This window comes from Ruminococcus sp. XPD3002 (assembly GCA_900119535.1).
GTDB lineage: Bacteria > Bacillota > Clostridia > Oscillospirales > Ruminococcaceae > Ruminococcus > Ruminococcus flavefaciens_H.
This window is the reverse complement of sequence record FPJT01000001.1, coordinates 247,508-265,143: the sequence shown is the minus strand read 5'-3', so window position 1 is coordinate 265,143 and position 17,636 is coordinate 247,508. Positions and strand designations below refer to the sequence as shown.

The 17,636-nt window shown below is 42.7% G+C and carries 16 protein-coding genes; 11 read left to right on the top strand and 5 right to left on the bottom strand.

Annotation, left to right across the window (positions count from 1 at the left end):
- Positions 1 to 45 precede the first annotated feature (45 nt).
- The 4 genes from BT127_RS01060 to BT127_RS01045 all read left to right on the top strand — a co-directional run bounded on the left by BT127_RS01060 (position 46) and on the right by BT127_RS01045 (position 4,915).
- Complete coding sequence (locus tag BT127_RS01060) at positions 46 to 702, top strand: response regulator transcription factor (protein WP_075423170.1); 657 nt, start codon at positions 46 to 48, stop codon at positions 700 to 702.
- Complete coding sequence (locus tag BT127_RS01055; RefSeq protein ID WP_082334841.1) at positions 702 to 1,535, top strand: sensor histidine kinase; 834 nt, start codon at positions 702 to 704, stop codon at positions 1,533 to 1,535. Before BT127_RS01060 ends, BT127_RS01055 begins: the two co-directional genes overlap by 1 nt.
- 102 nt (positions 1,536 to 1,637) lie before the next feature.
- Positions 1,638 to 2,381: an ABC transporter ATP-binding protein gene (locus BT127_RS01050; RefSeq protein ID WP_082334840.1), complete on the top strand. Its 744-nt coding sequence runs from the start codon at positions 1,638 to 1,640 to the stop codon at positions 2,379 to 2,381.
- A complete protein-coding gene (locus BT127_RS01045) occupies positions 2,378 to 4,915 on the top strand; it encodes an ABC transporter permease (RefSeq protein ID WP_075423169.1) in 2,538 nt (845 codons plus the stop codon). The genes BT127_RS01050 and BT127_RS01045 overlap by 4 nt, the downstream gene beginning before the upstream one ends.
- 114 nt (positions 4,916 to 5,029) lie before the next feature.
- Here BT127_RS01045 and BT127_RS01040 read toward each other — a convergent pair whose 3' ends face one another.
- From BT127_RS01040 to BT127_RS01030, 3 genes are all read right to left on the bottom strand, one after another.
- Positions 5,030 to 5,779: a hypothetical protein gene (locus BT127_RS01040; protein WP_075423168.1), complete on the bottom strand. Its 750-nt coding sequence runs from the start codon at positions 5,777 to 5,779 to the stop codon at positions 5,030 to 5,032.
- A gap of 295 nt (positions 5,780 to 6,074) precedes the next feature.
- Positions 6,075 to 6,605 (bottom strand): relaxase/mobilization nuclease domain-containing protein, encoded by a 531-nt coding sequence (locus BT127_RS01035; RefSeq protein ID WP_075423167.1) that lies wholly within the window; start codon positions 6,603 to 6,605, stop codon positions 6,075 to 6,077.
- Positions 6,587 to 6,862: a hypothetical protein gene (locus BT127_RS01030; RefSeq protein WP_075423166.1), complete on the bottom strand. Its 276-nt coding sequence runs from the start codon at positions 6,860 to 6,862 to the stop codon at positions 6,587 to 6,589. The genes BT127_RS01035 and BT127_RS01030 overlap by 19 nt, the downstream gene beginning before the upstream one ends.
- A gap of 606 nt (positions 6,863 to 7,468) precedes the next feature.
- Here BT127_RS01030 and BT127_RS01025 point away from each other — a divergent pair.
- The 6 genes from BT127_RS01025 (at position 7,469) to BT127_RS01005 (ending at position 11,989) form a co-directional block, all read left to right on the top strand.
- Entirely contained in the window at positions 7,469 to 7,753 is a 285-nt protein-coding gene (locus tag BT127_RS01025) for a DUF960 domain-containing protein (RefSeq protein ID WP_075423165.1), read from the top strand.
- Between the two features lie 50 nt (positions 7,754 to 7,803).
- Positions 7,804 to 8,898 (top strand): amidoligase family protein, encoded by a 1,095-nt coding sequence (locus BT127_RS01020; protein WP_075423164.1) that lies wholly within the window; start codon positions 7,804 to 7,806, stop codon positions 8,896 to 8,898.
- A 1-nt stretch (position 8,899) separates the two neighbouring features.
- Entirely contained in the window at positions 8,900 to 9,049 is a 150-nt protein-coding gene (locus BT127_RS16625) for a hypothetical protein (protein ID WP_175541892.1), read from the top strand.
- A gap of 2 nt (positions 9,050 to 9,051) precedes the next feature.
- Complete coding sequence (locus BT127_RS01015; protein WP_075423163.1) at positions 9,052 to 10,032, top strand: class II glutamine amidotransferase; 981 nt, start codon at positions 9,052 to 9,054, stop codon at positions 10,030 to 10,032.
- Between the two features lie 235 nt (positions 10,033 to 10,267).
- The gene (locus tag BT127_RS01010) at positions 10,268 to 11,215 is read left to right on the top strand and encodes a reverse transcriptase family protein (protein ID WP_075423162.1); all 948 of its coding nucleotides are present in this window, start codon (positions 10,268 to 10,270) and stop codon (positions 11,213 to 11,215) included.
- A 168-nt stretch (positions 11,216 to 11,383) separates the two neighbouring features.
- Entirely contained in the window at positions 11,384 to 11,989 is a 606-nt protein-coding gene (locus BT127_RS01005; protein WP_075423161.1) for a recombinase family protein, read from the top strand.
- A gap of 39 nt (positions 11,990 to 12,028) precedes the next feature.
- On the opposite strand, the gene BT127_RS01000 is transcribed toward BT127_RS01005, so the two are convergent.
- Together BT127_RS01000 and BT127_RS00995 are read right to left on the bottom strand one after the other, a co-directional pair.
- On the bottom strand, positions 12,029 to 13,255 hold the full coding sequence (locus BT127_RS01000) for a HipA domain-containing protein (protein ID WP_075423160.1): 1,227 nt from the start codon (positions 13,253 to 13,255) through the stop codon (positions 12,029 to 12,031).
- A 115-nt stretch (positions 13,256 to 13,370) separates the two neighbouring features.
- Positions 13,371 to 14,324 carry a hypothetical protein gene (locus BT127_RS00995; RefSeq protein ID WP_075423159.1) on the bottom strand — a complete coding sequence of 318 codons (954 nt, stop codon included), beginning with the start codon at positions 14,322 to 14,324 and terminating at the stop codon, positions 13,371 to 13,373.
- A gap of 274 nt (positions 14,325 to 14,598) precedes the next feature.
- On the opposite strand from BT127_RS00995, the gene BT127_RS00990 reads away from it, so the two are divergent.
- On the top strand, positions 14,599 to 17,496 hold the full coding sequence (locus tag BT127_RS00990; RefSeq protein ID WP_075423158.1) for an ATP-binding protein: 2,898 nt from the start codon (positions 14,599 to 14,601) through the stop codon (positions 17,494 to 17,496).
- The last annotated feature ends 140 nt before the right edge of the window (positions 17,497 to 17,636 follow it).

Below are 17,636 nucleotides of genomic sequence, written 5' to 3'. Positions count from 1 at the left end.
TATCTGTGATACAATTATATCAATACTTATCAGCGAGGTTCCACTATGAAGCACATCACTATCATTGAAGACGATATCGGTCTGAACAACGGTATTGTCCTTGCTCTGAAACATGCAGACTATTCTTTCAAACAGCTCCACACACTCGGCGAATTCCGTATATCAGAACCCACCGATCTAATCATCCTCGATATCAACCTGCCCGACGGTAACGGCTTCGATCTCCTCAGAAAACTCCGTCAGACATCGGATGTTCCTGTTATCATCCTTACGGCAAACGACCTCGAAACCGATGAAGTCACGGGACTCGAACTTGGTGCAGACGATTACATCACAAAACCTTTCAGTCTTATGGTACTACGGGCAAGGATAGATAAAGTGCTGCGGAAATCTGAACGTCCGAAATCGGGCGTATATTCTGATTCATGTTATATGTTCGATTTTGAGAAAATGGAATTCAATGTCAACGGCACTTCCGCAAAATTAAGCAAAACGGAACAGAAACTTCTGCGGCTTCTTACGCAGAATCCGGAACAGACACTCACGAGAGAACAGCTCGTTGACAGGATATGGACGGACGGTGCGGAATATGTGGATGAAAATGCGCTGTCTGTTACAGTCGGCAGACTCCGCAAAAAGCTGAATGCTTCGGAACGCATCCAGACGGTCTACGGTATCGGTTATGTGTGGAGGGCTGAATAATGTTCACTGACAAAAAGCTTATCGCACACCTTGACAAAATGCTGGAGGACGGTATCAACGGTACATTTTCCGAATCCGATTATGATGAAACAAAGCTCTCCAAATTAGAATCAAAGTGGCTGAGGTATCTGACCTCCTCGAAGCTCTCTGCGCAGAAAACAGAACAGGAACGTGAAAAACTGAAAGAACTTGTATCGGATATTTCACACCAGACCAGAACACCGCTTTCAAATATCCTGCTGTACACACAGCTTTTACAGGAACAGGAACTCAGCGGACAAAGCCGTGAGCTTGCCGACGAGATACGTACACAGGCGGAAAAGCTCGAATTCCTGATACAGTCACTGGTCAAGACATCACGGCTGGAAACAGGTACATTTCAGTTCTCAGCCTGTGAAAGTGATACTGACAGCGTCATAAGACCGACAATAGAGCAGATCACTCCCAAAGCCGACAGCAAACAGATAGAGATTGCTTATACTCCCGAAAACTGTACCGCAAAATTCGACCGCAAATGGACACAGGAAGCACTGTTCAATATTCTGGATAATGCTGTGAAGTATTCCCCTGCCAACAGCAGGATCACCGTATCTGTGAAGGAGTTTGAGATGTTCGTCAGCATTGTCATATCCGATCACGGCATCGGTATTGCAGAGAATGAACTCCCCCGTATTTTCGGCAGATTCTATCGCGGACAGAATGTCCGTGAGCAGAACGGCGTCGGTATCGGACTGTACCTCAGCAGACAGATAATCGAAGGACAGGGCGGATATATCACAGCAGAATCGGGCGCAGGAAAAGGCTCGGTGTTCAGAGTGTTCCTGCCAAAGTGAATTCTGTCAGAACTGTTAGATTTCAGAAAGATTCTCGAAAGGATCCTTTGTTACAATAAGTGCAGTGAAAGAAATTCACTGCATTTTTTGTGAGGTGATAACATGGAAATTTTAAAAACTGAAGCGCTTACCAAGGTATACGGTAAAGGGCAGAATAAAGTAACAGCACTGGATCAGGCATATTTCAGTGTGGAACAGGGAGAATTTGCGGCAATAGTCGGCACATCGGGAAGCGGCAAATCAACGCTCCTGCATATGCTCGGCGGACTCGACAGACCTACATCGGGCAAGGTATTTGTGGAAGGTAAAGACATCTTTTCCCTTAAGGACGAGGCGCTGACTATCTTCCGCAGACGCAAGATTGGCTTTGTATTCCAGTCTTTCAATCTTGTACCTACGCTGAATGTGTACGAAAACATCGTATTCCCGATACAGCTTGACGATAATACAGTAGACGAGAAGTTTGTAGGAGAGGTAATAAATGCTCTCGGCATTGAAAATATGCAGGAACGTCTGCCTAACCAGCTTTCGGGAGGTCAGCAGCAGCGAGTTGCCATTGCAAGGGCACTTGCCGCAAAGCCTGCCATTATCCTTGCAGACGAGCCAACAGGCAATCTTGACAGCAAGACCTCTCAGGACGTACTGAGTCTCCTTAAAGTTACGGGACAGAAGTTCAGCCAGACCATTGTAATGATAACTCACAATGAAGCCATTGCACAGATGGCAGACCGTATCATCCGCATTGAGGACGGTCATATCATCAAAGGCGGTCGCCCTTACACGAGTTTGGATTCTGCCGAGAGTGAGGGTATTCTGACATCGGATATGAGGGGGCTGACAAAATGACTAAAGTGAATAACCGTCAGGTCATAAGACGTCTTGCGTTCCGTGAACTGAAAGCGAACCGAAAAATGAATGTTGTAGTCATTCTTTCAATCGTTCTTACCTGTATCCTTTTCACTGCACTTACTTCTGTAGGCGGAAGCCTGATAAACGGTATACAGCAGGAAACTATGCGTCAGGTCGGCGGAAACAGAATGGCAGGTCTGAAATGCGTTCTTCCCGAAGATCACGAAAAAGTTAAAGCGGACAGTGCTGCCTGCGATGTTGTTTATCGTATCATTGTCGGACGAGCTGTGAATGATGAACTGAAAAAGATCTCAGTCGAGTTAAACTGTGCAGGAAACGATGAAGCTGCGGAAGCAATGTTCTGCCTGCCCACAACAGGACGACTTCCCGAGAAAGAGAACGAGATAGCAGTCAGCACACTTGTCCTTGATGAACTCGGACTTCCGCATGAGCTCGGAACAGAGGTCCCCATTATTCTTGACAGGGACGGCGAGATCACAGAGCATAGTTTTTCGCTCTGCGGCTACTGGAAGGGAGACCGTCTCGCTATGGCACAGGAAAGCTGGGTATCAAAAGCCTTTGCTGATATATATGCCCCTACTCCGAGTACTCCGTTTTCTCCGCAGTCTCCGCTGTATACAGGCTATTATATGGTGGATTTCAACTTCCACAGCAGCTGGGATATCTCAGGCAAGGCGAAAAAACTGCTCACACGTATTTACGGTACTTCTGAAAATCGTCCCGATATCGGTATAAACTGGGCATACTCCGCAGGCAATATAGACGGTGAAGCACTTGCAGGCGGAATACTCATTCTGCTGGTCATTTTTGCAGCAGGATACCTCATCATCTATAACATCTTTCACATCAACATTTCGTCCAATATCCGCAGATACGGTCTGCTGAAAACAATCGGTACCACATCAAGACAGCTTAGCCGCATGGTACGTATTCAGGCTGTAGTTTATTGTGTTATCGGCATACCGTCAGGACTGATACTCGGATCCCTCCTTGGTAAACTTATTACAGGCTCGATCATGAGAACGCTGAATATCAGATCGGAAGGCAGTTATGAAATCAGTGCAAAGCTTCTTTTCCTGATGTGTCTTATAGCCGCAGTATTTACATTTGCAACTGTAATGGCAAGCTGCCGCAAGCCATGCAGGATAGCAGGCAGAGTTTCACCTATCGAAGCCCTTCGCTATAATGACACAGATATTTCCTGTGGTAAAAAAACAAGAAAGACTGTTAAAGTCAGTCCCTTTTCAACAGCAAGAAGCAATATGTCACGCAGCCGTAAAAAAACTGTGATAGTTGTTCTCTCCCTTTCACTCAGTCTGATACTTGTAAACACTATGTTCACTGTTCTGCGCGGGATCGATCTTGACAAATATATCAGCTCACAGATAGTCGGTGATTTCGTTATAAAGCAGGATCAGGCTTCACAGAATGACGAGGATACTTATCAGAAAATATCTCCCGAAGTTATAAGCTCTCTGCGTCAGGCTGACGGCGTTGCCGAAGTTGATCCCGTATTCTTCGCATGGGGCAGACTCAAGCTCGGCGGAAAGCCTCTTGAACGTCTTAATGCTTTGCTTGACACCTATGCAGATACAGATTCGTTTGATGCATTTGAAGAAGCAGCAAACGGAGAGGTAATCACTGATATTTACGGTATTTCACCGGAGCTTCTTCGCTATTTCGAGTCAACAGAAGGAATTTCGGACATTAAGAAATTTGAAAGCGGAAATTATGCTTTAGTTATGACAGATTATATCGGTGCTGCTGAGGATTCAACAGACGATCAGTTCTATGAGATCGGTGATACTCTCACGCTTTCAACCTGGGACGGAAAAACACAGGACTTTGAAGTTATGGCTATTTGTGAAATGCCCTATGCATTAAGCACCCAGTCCTACTATCCCCTCGGCGCTCAGGTGATGATCTCCGAAAAAGCATACTCCGAACTGGTAAACCAGCCGAATGCGATGACAGTTCTGGTGAATGCTGAAGACGGACACTTTGAAGATGCGGATAGTCAGATAAGTATGCTGACAGGCAGTTACAATTCCGACCTCATCATTAAAAGCAAGAAGACTTACGCAGAAGAATACAGCGACTTCATGAAAATGATTAAGCTGGTCGGAGGTACGCTCTCAGGTATACTCGCACTCATCGGTATCCTGAATTTTGTAAATGCGGTCGTGACAGGTATCCTCTCACGCAAACGCGAACTTGCTATGATGAATGCAGTCGGTATGACGGGTAAACAGCAATCTTCCATGCTGATGTGGGAAGGCATCCATTATGCAGCTCTGACTGCTGTATGCTCATTCCTTTTCAGCGCAGTTTTCAGCTATTCAGTCGTTAAAATGGTCACAGAAGGTCTTTCCTACTTCTCATATCATTTTACACTGCTTCCGATACTTATCTGCATCCCGATACTCGTATTTCTTTCAGCATTGATCCCCTCAATGGCATATAATAAGATATGCAGGGAAAGCATTGTTGAAAGGCTCAGGGTAGACTGAAAACAACGTAAAGACTTCAAATATCATACAGATAAAGGCTGCGCAAGTTACGCAGCCTTTTTTCTTAGGATCAAAACTTCTATATCGGCGCACCTCTGAAGCAGGTGCTTTGTCTTATTGTTCTTCTTTGTAGGACTCCATCGCATCATTAAGCTTTGCTTTTGTTAACGAAAGATCAACAAAATAATTCATATCATTAAGCTCTTTTTCATTATTTGAAATGGTAAAAGCGATCCACATAACAGCCTCATCCTCTTTGCCGTCCCAATCCTTAAATTTAGAAACATATGCCGCAAAGTTGACTTGGCGGTCATCATTATACAAAGAAACTCTTCCGGATACACGAAGCGCCTTATAGCCTAACACCTCTTTTTCTTCCTTTGAATCAATGACACAATCAATTGCTGATTCGCTATAAGCAGAATAAATAATATCTGTTATATTAGAGCTTAAATCAGTGGAAAACGCCTTCTCTAAAAAATCTTCAAGGGTATCAGGCACATCATAAGAAGACGAGTCAACAGCAAAATACACTACAGTATCCTCGTTATAATCCGGATTTGATACCTCATCTGTTGCATAAAGCTCACAAGAAGAAGCCGTATGCTTATATAACCTTGCAGGATAAGGAATTTCAACATCGTAAGAAATGCTGCCACTATAGTTTAATTCTTCCTCAGCTTGTTCAGTAGGCGTTTCTGTCTCCGAATTCGCTTCATCCTTGCTTTCGTCATCTGAAACCGCCGAAGAAGCCGTATCAGCCTTTGAGCTTGTATCTACGGTGCTTTCCCCCGATGTTGCAGCATTTCCGCAGCCTGTCAGCATGACCGCTGCCATACAAATTGCAAATAAACCCTTTTTCATTATTTCTCCTCCTTAAAATATAAAAAGGCACACTATGCCCTTAAAAGCATAATGCGCCTTGATCACCATTATTCTGCGAGTTTACATAGCTATGCCCTGTCTGTCGCATTATAACAAACTTCTGCATAGCTGTCAACTCCTTTATCATATAATGATTGTAAACATTTTGAAAACAACTCTGTTCCATGTTTGCAGATTAATTATATCATACTTCATTTTTCTTTGTCAAGGGAATACCGGTATTACTTTCAGCAGCCTCAGTATCCTTCATTAAGCCGGAAGCAGCAAATCATAATCATTCATCCTCATGTGGAACGAACTTCTGTTTGCAGATCCATTCAGTTCCGTCCTCTTTCCTGACAATGAGCTGAGTAGGTTTTCCTGTTACATCAGCCATGCGCTGCGCCAGACCGTAGTTTGTAGTGTTATCCGCATAAAGCATCTCACCACTCTTCAAATCAGTGGGACTCATGGCGGTATGACCGTGATATCGGCATTCGTCCCTTTGCTTTTCGTGTATACCTATTCCCGCAAGATGCGTATCTGTGAGCGGTTTGAATATAGCCTTTGTAAGTTCCATAGCCTGTTCCGGTGTAGACGCAGTCTCTTCCGTATATGATGTCACATAGTGGAATACAGGCGTCTTATTCTCGTTGCCCCAAAAATGTGCTGCTATTTTGAACTGTTCGTATGCGTTACGGGGATTATCCGCATCTATCCCGAATCCTTCCTTCAGCACCTGATCCTTTCCTATTGGATAGTTCACAACATTCTTCAGACATTTATCATTGCCGTTTGTATGTAATATCACTTTAAGAGTTTCCATAATTCCATCACCTTTCTCTGTATCCTGACAGCTTCTTCCGGCATATCAGGTTTAAGCTCCTCGTATTTCTTGTTTGCAGAATTCTGTAACTCCGCCATAAGTTCCGGTGTCAGAGGGATCGGATAGTGCTCTATCCTGTATGCCGCAATATCAGAACGTGGAACTCCTTTCTCTTTAGCGATCTGATCCAACTCTTGTAATGTTGATTCTCTTACTTTCATTGGTAACGGTACTTTCTTTTCTTTTTGATCTTTCATAATGATCACTCCTGTGTATATATTATTCCGTATACATCTTCAACATACTTATGTTGTGTATCCGATACAGATATTTTGCTATTATATATTACAGGATATAAGTATAGAGAAAACGTATTACGGAATTACATATATGTACTGTTTTAGCCAAAAATAATCACTCAGATATGCTCTCCATACCTTGACCGCTGAATGTTCGCCGCTGATTCTTATGCGTATCACAATTTCTCTGCATATCTGATCTCAGAATTGTCCATAAACATATACTATTATATAAGCAGAATGCTTCGGTTAATTCTTTCCGATGCATAATATCTTTTTCTCGCAGCTGTGTCGCTATCGATACAGCTTTTTTCATATACCGCCGCCCCGTAATGGGGCGGTGAAGCTGAAATGAAGTGCATTTTTCTTTCAGTGCAATGACAGGATCCTATTTTTTCAATTTTGTAAATATATATAATTATTATGAAATAATAATTATTTCATAATGAAAGCTTTTATTTTTTTCTATATATAGCCTGTTCCGAGAATTTCTCTTTTCTGTATATATATTATTATAGCGATACCATGTTCGTGGTAATCAAATTCAGAAAGGAGGAACAACCTGTGTTTGACAACAGCCGATACCTCACCTGCGGAGTTGACAGCACTATTCCCATAGAACTTCAGCTTTTTATGTGGGAGTGCGTTGAGCGTCTCCCCGAGCCGAAGGACTATTTACAGGTCTTCGAGCTTAAACCTGTGGGGAATCTACAGTGTATCACTCACACCTCAGAAGAGCCGGAATACCGTATGGAGTACCTGCTCCCGTCGGATGATCCGATCACGGAAAAGCTGTACGTCATTGATGACGACAGTCACAGCACCATGCTGCTTTCAAGCGAATATTAAACACGAATGCCGTCCTTCGGGACGGCTCAATCTATTTACGGAGGTCTAAAATGGAAAAGAACCAAAACGAAATATACTGCGCTCATTGCTGTGACCGCATTGAAAACGAGGACTATGATACCGTCAACGGTCAGATATGGTGCGACGTCTGCATAGACGAAAATACCGTAATCTGCGACAGATGCGGAGAAAGAATTATCATCGATGATGCGGTACAAGATGATGATATCACTCTTTGTCAGGGCTGTTATAACGATTTCTATCACCGCTGTGAATGCTGTAACAGGATAATTCATGATGACCACGTCAACTGGCGTGACGATTATCCGTACTGTGACAGATGCTATGACGATATGAGCACTGAAATTGAAGAGTATAACTACAAACCGGAACCGATATTTTATGGCGAAGGCAAGCGTTTCTTTGGCGTCGAGCTTGAAATTGATTGTGGTGGAAAAGATAATGATAATGCCCGTTTTCTCAAGGAAATCGCCAACGTTCACGGTGAGCATATTTATGTCAAATCGGACGGTTCACTCGATGAAGGTTTAGAGCTCGTAACGCATCCCATGGATCTTGAATATCACAAAACCTTCTGTTGGGACAACATAATGCAAAAGGCTATATCACTGGGTTATCGCTCGCACCAGACTTCAACTTGCGGACTGCACATACACGTAAACAGAGACTGTTTTGGTGAAGAACGTGAGGAGCAGGACGAAGTTATCAGCCGTATCCTGTTCTTCGTTGAGACTCACTGGGCGGAGCTTCTCAAGTTCTCACGTCGAAGCGAATATTCAATCAATCGTTGGGCAGCTCGTTACGGATACGAAAAAACAGGTAAGGAAATACTGGACAAGGCTAAAAAGGGCTGTCAAGGACGCTATGCCGCGGTAAATCTTTGCAATTATTCAACTATCGAATTTAGATTGTTCAGAGGTACGCTCAAATACAATACCCTGATAGCCGCACTGGAGCTTGTAAACACTATCTGTGACCTTGCTATCAGTCTGACCGACGACGGTATTGCTAATATGAGCTGGAGCGAGTTTGTCGGTACGCTTACAGAGCCTGAGCTGATACAATACCTGAAGGAACGTCGGCTGTATATCAACGAGAATATCAATGCAGAGGAGGACATGTAAAATGGGCTTATTATCGGACATTTTCGACATTGACGAAGAAACTGAAAAAGATATAAAAGATGTACTTAAGACTGTCGGTGTTATTGCAACGATACTGCTTGCAGGCGGAGCTATAGACAGTATCGGCTATGATGATGAAAAGGAGGAATAAAAATGTGTGCTGTATATGGGCTTTTAAACTACGGAAAAAAGATACCTCACAAGCTGTTAACACGGATATTGCGCGAAATATCAGTAAATGCCGAGTGCAGAGGAACAGATGCAACAGGGATAAGCTATGTCAGAAACGGCAGGATCGTCACGTTCAAGAAGGCTAAACCTGCTCACAAAATGAAGCTTGTGTTTCCTACTGACACAACGGCTCTTATCGGTCATAACCGAATGACAACTCAGGGTGACGCTAAGCGTAATTACAATAATCATCCTTTTGAGGGGAGAACTACGTCACATAGCTTTTCCCTTGCTCATAACGGCGTTCTATACAATGACGGAGAGATACAGAAGAGCAATCATCTTCCTGCAACCAGAATTGAAACAGACACCTATGTTGCCGTTCAGCTGTTAGAAAAAATGGATGCAGTTGACAGTACTGCGTTGAAATCAGTTGCGGAGACTGTCCTCGGCAGCTTTGTGTTCACCGTTTTGAGAGACGATAATACGCTGTTCCTTTTGAAAGGCGATAATCCGCTAACGCTCATGCATTTTCCCGAATACGGACTTTACCTGTATGCGTCAACAACAGAGATACTTTTCAATGCCTTCAAGAAATTACGCTTTAATTCCGTGTGTGAAAATACTAAGGTCGAAAGCGGTAATATTGTCCGCATTGACAGCGGCGGTAAACTATCGATAAGCAGCTTCGACTATACTGAACCTCATTATATATATCGCTCGCGCCGTCTGTATGACTGGTTCGATTACGGAACAAATGATAAGAATTATGAAAATGACCTTCTTATGATGTGCGGATTCTATGGAGTAGACAGCGAGGACGTTGAACTCCTGCTTGAATACTACAGCTATGATGAAGTCGAACAGATGCTGTTTGATACCGATATGCTTCATGAGGCTCTTCGTGATGTGAAGTATATGCTTGGAGAAGATGTGTATGAAGGATGCTTCGGAGTATTTTGAAATAACACTTGTAAATATAAGGTTAATGTGATATAATCAATAAAACAGCCGTCGGCAGCGAATTTGCACAAGCAAAGCTGCGGCGAGTCGCCGCGGATGATTTCAGGAATATTACCGATATAAAAAGTTCTCCACCGAATCATGAATTAACTTCGTTAATAGAAATTCGGCTCCGAACATTTTAATGCTTTTGTGCCGTCGGCTGTTTATTTTAAAACGGAAGGAGACTTCAGGTATGCTTGATGCTGACATTATAAAAATATCGGAAGCGCTCGATGTTCCCGTAAATAAGCTATATATGCTCAGCAACAATTATAAGCCTCGCAAGAAGCGCCGTGGCAGTACATACGAAAACTATCACACGGTAGTCATTCACCACGGACGTGGACACAAGAACCGCAGGCTCAGTGTACCTAATGCTTTCCTTAAAATGGTACAGCGCAGGATACTTGAATGCTATCTGTATCAGCTTGAAGTCTCGGATCATTCAACTGCCTATTGCAAGGGGAAGTCCCTGCTTGATAACGCCTCACCTCACGTCGGAAAGGAATGTGTTCTGAAACTCGATATATCACACTTCTTCGACAGCATTGATGATGATATGGTCTATCTTGTGATGAAGCATCTTGGACTATCTGTTCCCGCAACTGCACTGCTGACGCACCTCTGTACCTATAAGACAAGACTTCCGCAGGGAGCTCCTACATCACCATATATTGCTAATCTGGTAATGAAGCAATTCGACGAAAAGCTGGGATGCTGGTGCCGCAGAAACAATATCACCTATACCCGCTACTGCGATGATATGACGTTCTCCGGGACAAAATCAGCTATTCGTGAAAGTCGGATCATAAGTAAGGTCAGGAGTAAGCTGTATCATATGGGATTTACGCTCAATGATAAAAAGACAGTGTTTATCAGTTCGTCGCAGCAGCAGCGTGTAACAGGTATAGTTGTAAACGAAAAGCCTGTTCTCTCCCGTAGTCAGCGCAGAGCCATACGTCAGGAAGTATACTACTGTCAGAAGTACGGAGCTGTTGAAAGTATCAACCGAAAGGGACTCGATATTCCCTCTGACAAATACTTGCGTTCCCTTCTCGGACAAATTGCGTTTGCAATGCAAATTGGACCTGACAATGCCGAGATGAGGAGATACTTTGATACTATAAAAAATTTGATATGAATACTATGCCGCCAGTTAATGGCGGCTATTTTTGTTTAATTAAAGTCTCAAAAAGTATACTTTATGGCAAAGTTGAAAAACAGCGAAAAAAGCATTCCAAAAAGTCCGTTTTTGACTTTTGAGACGTTCCGAAAGTCACCACCACTTTTTGGGACAGAAAGGAGCATTATGGATAACCGAATCTACGGATACGTTCGAGTATCAACCACCGGGCAGAACGAGGACAGGCAGCTTGAAGCTCTGACTAAGTTTGGAGTGCCTGAGCAGAACATTATAATTGACAAGGCTTCGGGTAAGGACACGGAGCGTGAAGGCTATCAATACCTCAAACGTCAGATACTCCGCAAAGGCGATACACTTGTTATCAAGGAACTGGACAGGCTCAGCAGAAACAAGTCCGACATCAAGCGTGAGCTTGAACAGTTCAAGGAAATGGGAGTCAGGGTGAAGATACTTGATATACCGACAACGCTTACAGACTTTCCGCCGGATCAGGCATGGGTACTCGAAATGATAAACGCTATTCTCATCGAAGTCCTCGGTGCTATAGCAGAGAATGAGCGTAAGAAAATACGTGCCCGGCAGCGTGAAGGCATAGAAGCTGCCAAAAAGAAAAACGTCCGCTTTGGACGTCCGTCAAAGCCGCTGCCTGATAACTGGCGTGAGGTACTGGCGGAAGTCCGCTGCGGAAACAAAAAGCCTGTAGAAGCTATGCGGGAGCTTGGTATCTCCCGTTCATGCTACTACAGGCTTTACAATAAAAATCAGAAGTAAGTATAGGCTTGCCCCTTCATGGGGGCAGGCTGTTCTTAATTAGTTATAACTTGCAGCGGTGTTTCCTTCGACATCACCGTCATTTGACGATACATCATATGCTGAACAATTTGAAACGATATTTTCAAGTGCATCTACACGTTTTCTCACCTCAGCAGCTATAGCTTTAGCACGTTCAGCTTCAACATAGCGTACAGCCTTATCCTCGCACAACACATTCAATATCTCACCTTCGATACCGTCAAGCTTTGAGATGTCAAACCAGTCGTATGATGAAACAAGCTTGAGCTGTTCACCGTGAGTCTTTTTGAACGGCTTGCAGATGATATCACTGGATATAAAACGTGAAGCTGACTTGTTATACCAGAGAGAAGTACCGCTGTCGAATATCGGTGCAGCGCCTATCCATTCAAGGGTATTTGCATCACGGAGAAGTCCGAAGTTGTTGAAGTGCCTGTCCTCGTTGGCAATGATATAGTCAAGAACTATCATGCGGTCAATGGCAGGTACGATATCAACGCCTAACTCTTTGCAGATATTTACATAGTGAAGATACTCATTTTCGTGGTTTGCTTTAGGACGAAGCTGCAATACTCTCCATGCACTGATAAGCTCAGTGTCCTTTGTAATGAAATCCTCGCACACGCTGTATGGCTTATCGTTCAGCCACGTTAATAAGTACGATACATGATCTATACCGAGCCGCTTCATTATAATAGCAGCAATGACTTCATTGAACGGCTGCTGACTGTATGGATCAGAACCGGATTTCACCAGGCAGCGCTTTCCGTCAATGATTTTCCAACGCTTCTTCAAGTTACCGTCAGATGTGTTATCAGGTGATACGAAGTCGAAACCATCATTTTTAGTATTAGTACCAAACAGCACGTCTCCTATATCGTCGGAGAAGTCGTTATCGAAAAAGTTGACTGCTTCCCATGTGATGTTGCTGTCATAAGGTCTGAGCCAGTAGTGATCGGAAAGACTGAGTCCAAGACACTTAGTAAGCAGCTGCATGGAACTGTATACTCCGAGTGTTTCAAGAGCATCAGCAACACCCATTCTACTTGCAGGAATAGAACGTCCTGCCCACCAGTGATTCATGGCGTATCTGTCAACTGTCTTTTCGCGGCGGAGCTGATGAACAACTCCCACGGGCAGATGCTTCTTAGCTGATATATTATCAATGCTTGTTATAACGCCCAGGTCTTCGTCTATCTCAACGTCTGCAACTGCAATGTTCTTGTGCATAAGAGTGTACTTCATTGCTCTCACCTCCTGTGTGCTTTTCGATTATTATACCATTATCTCAGAAAGAAATCAAGTGCTGCTGATGTCATACATATTTGAATTAAATAGTGTATCCATTCTCAGAAAAATCTTACTTATCCTTATTCGCCTTTTTGGGATTTTTAGCATTCCTGTCCTTCATCTTAAAGAAATTAAGCAGATTCTCAGTTCCTATCTCATTCTCAATATCCTTTGTCAGTTCAGGTCTGTCATACAGATAATCGTAAATGTTCTGGAAAAATTTAGTATATTCAGAAGCTAAGGATTCTTTGTCTAACATTTCATCAGCACATGAGTAACCCGTCTTCTTTTTGAGTTCTGCATACGCTTTTATGAAATCAATAGTTTTATCTTGGGAATCCTGCAATATAACATGCATAAATTGCATAACAATGTTAGCATAGTCTTCTTGAGAAAAGCAGCCCTTTAATACTTCATTAAGAGGCAAGGAAGTATCAATACTGGGATGAAGTCCTTTCCATATATACGAACGCTGCCCATATTCATTTCCTCTTATAAGATCTCCAAATGGGATATCATGGTTAAGAACATTGGAAGCATCATATAGCTGTATCATTTCATAGGCGAATTCCTTTACGCTTAACGCCCTGGAAAAATTAATAGATGAATGTATTGCATTTACCCACTCGTCTATAGTAACATCGTCCAGATCCCAATCATCATAAGCGACTTCGTCTTTGATTAGGCTTTCAACACGGAAACCCAGGTTTATTATCGTTTCAAAGTCTGTTTCTTCTATGCTATTATTAAACCATTTTACAAAGAGCTCGTCATCAGTATCTGGTTTTGGTAAATATGACTTTATAAGCAGCGCTTTAACAATGCTTTTATCTCGTAAAGGTATCCTATCCTTATTCTTATATCGCCAATCAAGTTTGCTACGCATGACAATACGATTCACCAGAAAATTATATTTGTTACTAATACTTCTTCTAAAACTCTCATTCATTGTTTGCTTATCTGAGATTTGCTCTTTATATATTTCTTCGCTTAGCTCTTGTAAAGTAATATATTCTTCGCTCATATATTTTACACCTCTTGTCAAATTATCTTAGGAATAGAAATGCCTAAAAACGATTCCTCGTATTATAGGCTGTATTATGTTAGAATGAAATCATAGCAGAAATACATAAGAAACTCTTTAAGATTTCTGCAATCGTAGGTCAGAAAACATTGAACTTCAAAAAAACTTATGAAAAACCCGGGATTTTCAAAAGTTCTGATTACAGCTCGTTCGACTGACCTACACTTCAGAAAAATCAGAATCTTTTTTCACTAAGTTAAAAGGAGAAATAATTATGTTTGATGAATTAACTAAGGGACGCTTTCCCGACTGGAATGCGGTTAACATGTCTGCCCCCACTCTTTACGGTTATCCCTACGGCAGTCCGACCACCGGATACACCCCACAGCAGTTGGATGTAACTGTCAACAACACATCCTACAAACGTAACTCCGTCGACGACACAATGGAGATCGAATTCATAAACAGCAAGGGTAAAGTCAAGATAAAAAGATTAACTAACGGTTTCAGCATTGGTAATGTGGTTGAGAATTACAATGACTCAGGTGAAATTGCATTTGCAATTTTGCATTATTATACGCGAAAAGTCAATTACGTTACCATTATTCCGGGTGAGGATTATAATGCCGGAAAATTCGATAAACATTTTGAAGGTATTATACGCTTGCCGGGTTGTTCCAAATCCGAACTTAATGCTTTGATAGGTTTCGCAATTAAAACAGCCCCCTGTCAGAAACAGAAACTTTTCCCACACCAAGGAATATGTGAATTTGAGAATAGAGTTATCAGCTTTGCCTGTAACCCCGGATTCATAAAGGAGGTTGAAAAATACATATCTCCCGGAGTTCTCAAACGCAAGCCTTTAGTAGGCTTTGTATCTGAGGAGCAAGTAATAGAAAACTGGAGAAAAACCCTCTGTCAGCATCCTGTACTATGCTTTCTGAGCAACTGGTACATTATGGGGGTAATGCAGTATTTTCTGAAACATGCAGGTATTATCATCATGGACTTTCTGTGTATCAAGCCTTCAAATACAGAAATAGGCTTAACGGAAGAAAAACTGATACCGATGCTCTCGACCAACAATTTTCACAAACACCCACTTCCAACATTGATATCGTCTCCTGATTCGATCGAGCAGGCTCATTCCGAAGTGTATGACGGCGTATTCTTAGTAAAGGATAATTCCTTTGCCGATGAGAAAAACAAAATAATCAACGGAGTCAAGACAATGATCCGATGTGCTCAGAAGAATAACTCTGGCAGGAACATATCGATGATACTCTCAAAGAATGCCGGATATACCGCTTCAAAGCTTGCTCCGGAAAATGCTATCGTCATAGACACAGAGGGCATTGAGCTTGACTGTACAGCAGAGAAGCTCGAGAGCATAGCCGATGAAATGACTGCTCTTGTGTACCAAAAAGCATTTTCCGATCCGATGAAGGCGCAAACATTTTTCACTCAAAATGCCTCCATGTTCCGTCAGGAATTATCAAGAGAGGTATCAGGTTCAAGTCTCGATACACTCACAGCAATGCTTACTATTGATGCTTTTTTGGATAACTTCATAGGAATAAAGCGATTAAACACGGACTTACTTTTGTACTATAATAAAACAATTAGCAATAAAGGAGAAATGGTTATGAACGCAAATACAATTATAAAGACAGAGTTTAATGCTAAACTCAGTGAAAAATTCAGATCAAAAGTCTTTACCGCCGTAAAAAAGGTGCGTAATCTCCGCTTGGACGATGACGGAATAACAGCTGTTATTTCAGGCGATCGTCTGCTGACCAGTTCTTCGATGATAGACAACGTAGTGCAGGAGATGCCCAGTATTAAAAGCAGTGAAAGTGTGATAAACGCCTTCCGAACCGACGGCGATCTTATTTGCACTGACGGAAATACGCATCCGTTCGATTCACACGACAGTACAGGCAAATACCAACGCCTTTACTTCTACGATTTCCCTGCGGATATCCTCGACGAGGATGTACTCTACATGCTTCAGAATCCGGAAAAAGCTGCGTTTCTGCTCACACAAGAGGAAATACAGATGCCCGGCTTCTTGCCAATTATATGTGACCAAAGCGGCAAATTTGCCGGCAAGCTCTTCTGCTACGATAATATTGAAAATGAAAGTATCGCTATATATGGTCAGGCAGGTGAGGGCAAAAGCTTCACCGAACAGCAAATCATGGGAGGTCGTTTCGCTCTCGGATACGACATATTAGTCTTCGACACAAGCGATTCAGCCACTTATGAAGCCTTGTGCGCTAACCTTTCAAAGGAGTTTGTGGACAAGAATGTCATTTTCCATAGCCTTGATGATGGAACCTTAAATATTGATATTTTCAACACTGATCGCGCAGCAAGCTTGCCCACACAGAAAAGGGAGGTAACAGGTATTATTGTAGCTGGTGTCGGAGAATTGTCAGTCCCGCAGACAAACGCTCTCCGTTCAGTTGTATCAGAACAGCTCGAAAAGCCTGATCCAGACAAGTCCATATCTCCAGATAATCTGTTGAGAGCCCTTAATAAGGAAGGAGCTACATATGAGAGCCTTCGTAATCGTTTAGAACCCTTCATTGAGGATATTCAGTTGTACGGTCTTACGCAGGGAACCTGGAAAGATTTCTTCAGCGGTGAACATAGAATACATGTAGTTCAGATCAACGAGGGCTTCTCAGGGAACGGAAATCAGATCGTGGACGCACTGCTTGCAGGTCTGTTCAATTACAAGCGTGAAAATCCTCAGCGTCCGTTATCCATTTTCATTGATGAAGTTCAGAATCATAATCTTTCGGCTTCGAGTCCTATCCGTAAGATATTGAAAGAGGGGCGCAAGCATCATCTTTCTATCGTAGCTGCTACACAGGATTTTTACGCCCGCAGCACAGAGATAGGCTCTGCTCTCGGTAAGGCTGGAATGCAGATACATCATCGTCCGACACAGGACAGTGCTAATCTGGTCGCAGCGGAGCTTCGCTGGAATAAGGCTGATATGGCTCGCTTTGACTCTATGAACCGCGGTGATGCGATCATCAAAGGCAGTCTCTTTAATAAGGAAGAGGGACGTAATTTACAAACTACGATCAGCGGTCATATTTATCCTTTCCCAGCCGATGAATATATCAAAAAAGAAGAAGGAACTCCAAATACCGATTGATCGGACTCATCTGTTACATAACATTATAGCTCAAAATTCATAATCGGTCAAGCAGTAATACACTGAACCCTGACAGCATAATATTCAAGGAAAGGAGTAAGCACTATGAAAGATATGATACATACAAAAAACACGTTCAA

Excerpts from the sequence above, each read along its gene's own strand:
- BT127_RS01000 (WP_075423160.1), bottom strand. The coding sequence starts at position 13,255 with ATGAAGTACACTCTTATGCACAAGAACATTGCAGTTGCAGACGTTGAG.
- BT127_RS00995 (WP_075423159.1), bottom strand. The coding sequence starts at position 14,324 with ATGAGCGAAGAATATATTACTTTACAAGAGCTAAGCGAAGAAATATAT.
- BT127_RS01035 (WP_075423167.1), bottom strand. The coding sequence starts at position 6,605 with ATGGAAACTCTTAAAGTGATATTACATACAAACGGCAATGATAAATGT.
- BT127_RS01050 (WP_082334840.1), top strand. The coding sequence starts at position 1,638 with ATGGAAATTTTAAAAACTGAAGCGCTTACCAAGGTATACGGTAAAGGG.
- BT127_RS00990 (WP_075423158.1), top strand. The coding sequence starts at position 14,599 with ATGTTTGATGAATTAACTAAGGGACGCTTTCCCGACTGGAATGCGGTT.
- BT127_RS01055 (WP_082334841.1), top strand. The coding sequence starts at position 702 with ATGTTCACTGACAAAAAGCTTATCGCACACCTTGACAAAATGCTGGAG.
- BT127_RS01005 (WP_075423161.1), top strand. The coding sequence starts at position 11,384 with ATGGATAACCGAATCTACGGATACGTTCGAGTATCAACCACCGGGCAG.
- BT127_RS01040 (WP_075423168.1), bottom strand. The coding sequence starts at position 5,779 with ATGAAAAAGGGTTTATTTGCAATTTGTATGGCAGCGGTCATGCTGACA.
- BT127_RS01015 (WP_075423163.1), top strand. The coding sequence starts at position 9,052 with ATGTGTGCTGTATATGGGCTTTTAAACTACGGAAAAAAGATACCTCAC.
- BT127_RS01030 (WP_075423166.1), bottom strand. The coding sequence starts at position 6,862 with ATGAAAGATCAAAAAGAAAAGAAAGTACCGTTACCAATGAAAGTAAGA.
- BT127_RS01010 (WP_075423162.1), top strand. The coding sequence starts at position 10,268 with ATGCTTGATGCTGACATTATAAAAATATCGGAAGCGCTCGATGTTCCC.
- BT127_RS01060 (WP_075423170.1), top strand. The coding sequence starts at position 46 with ATGAAGCACATCACTATCATTGAAGACGATATCGGTCTGAACAACGGT.
- BT127_RS16625 (WP_175541892.1), top strand. The coding sequence starts at position 8,900 with ATGGGCTTATTATCGGACATTTTCGACATTGACGAAGAAACTGAAAAA.
- BT127_RS01045 (WP_075423169.1), top strand. The coding sequence starts at position 2,378 with ATGACTAAAGTGAATAACCGTCAGGTCATAAGACGTCTTGCGTTCCGT.
- BT127_RS01020 (WP_075423164.1), top strand. The coding sequence starts at position 7,804 with ATGGAAAAGAACCAAAACGAAATATACTGCGCTCATTGCTGTGACCGC.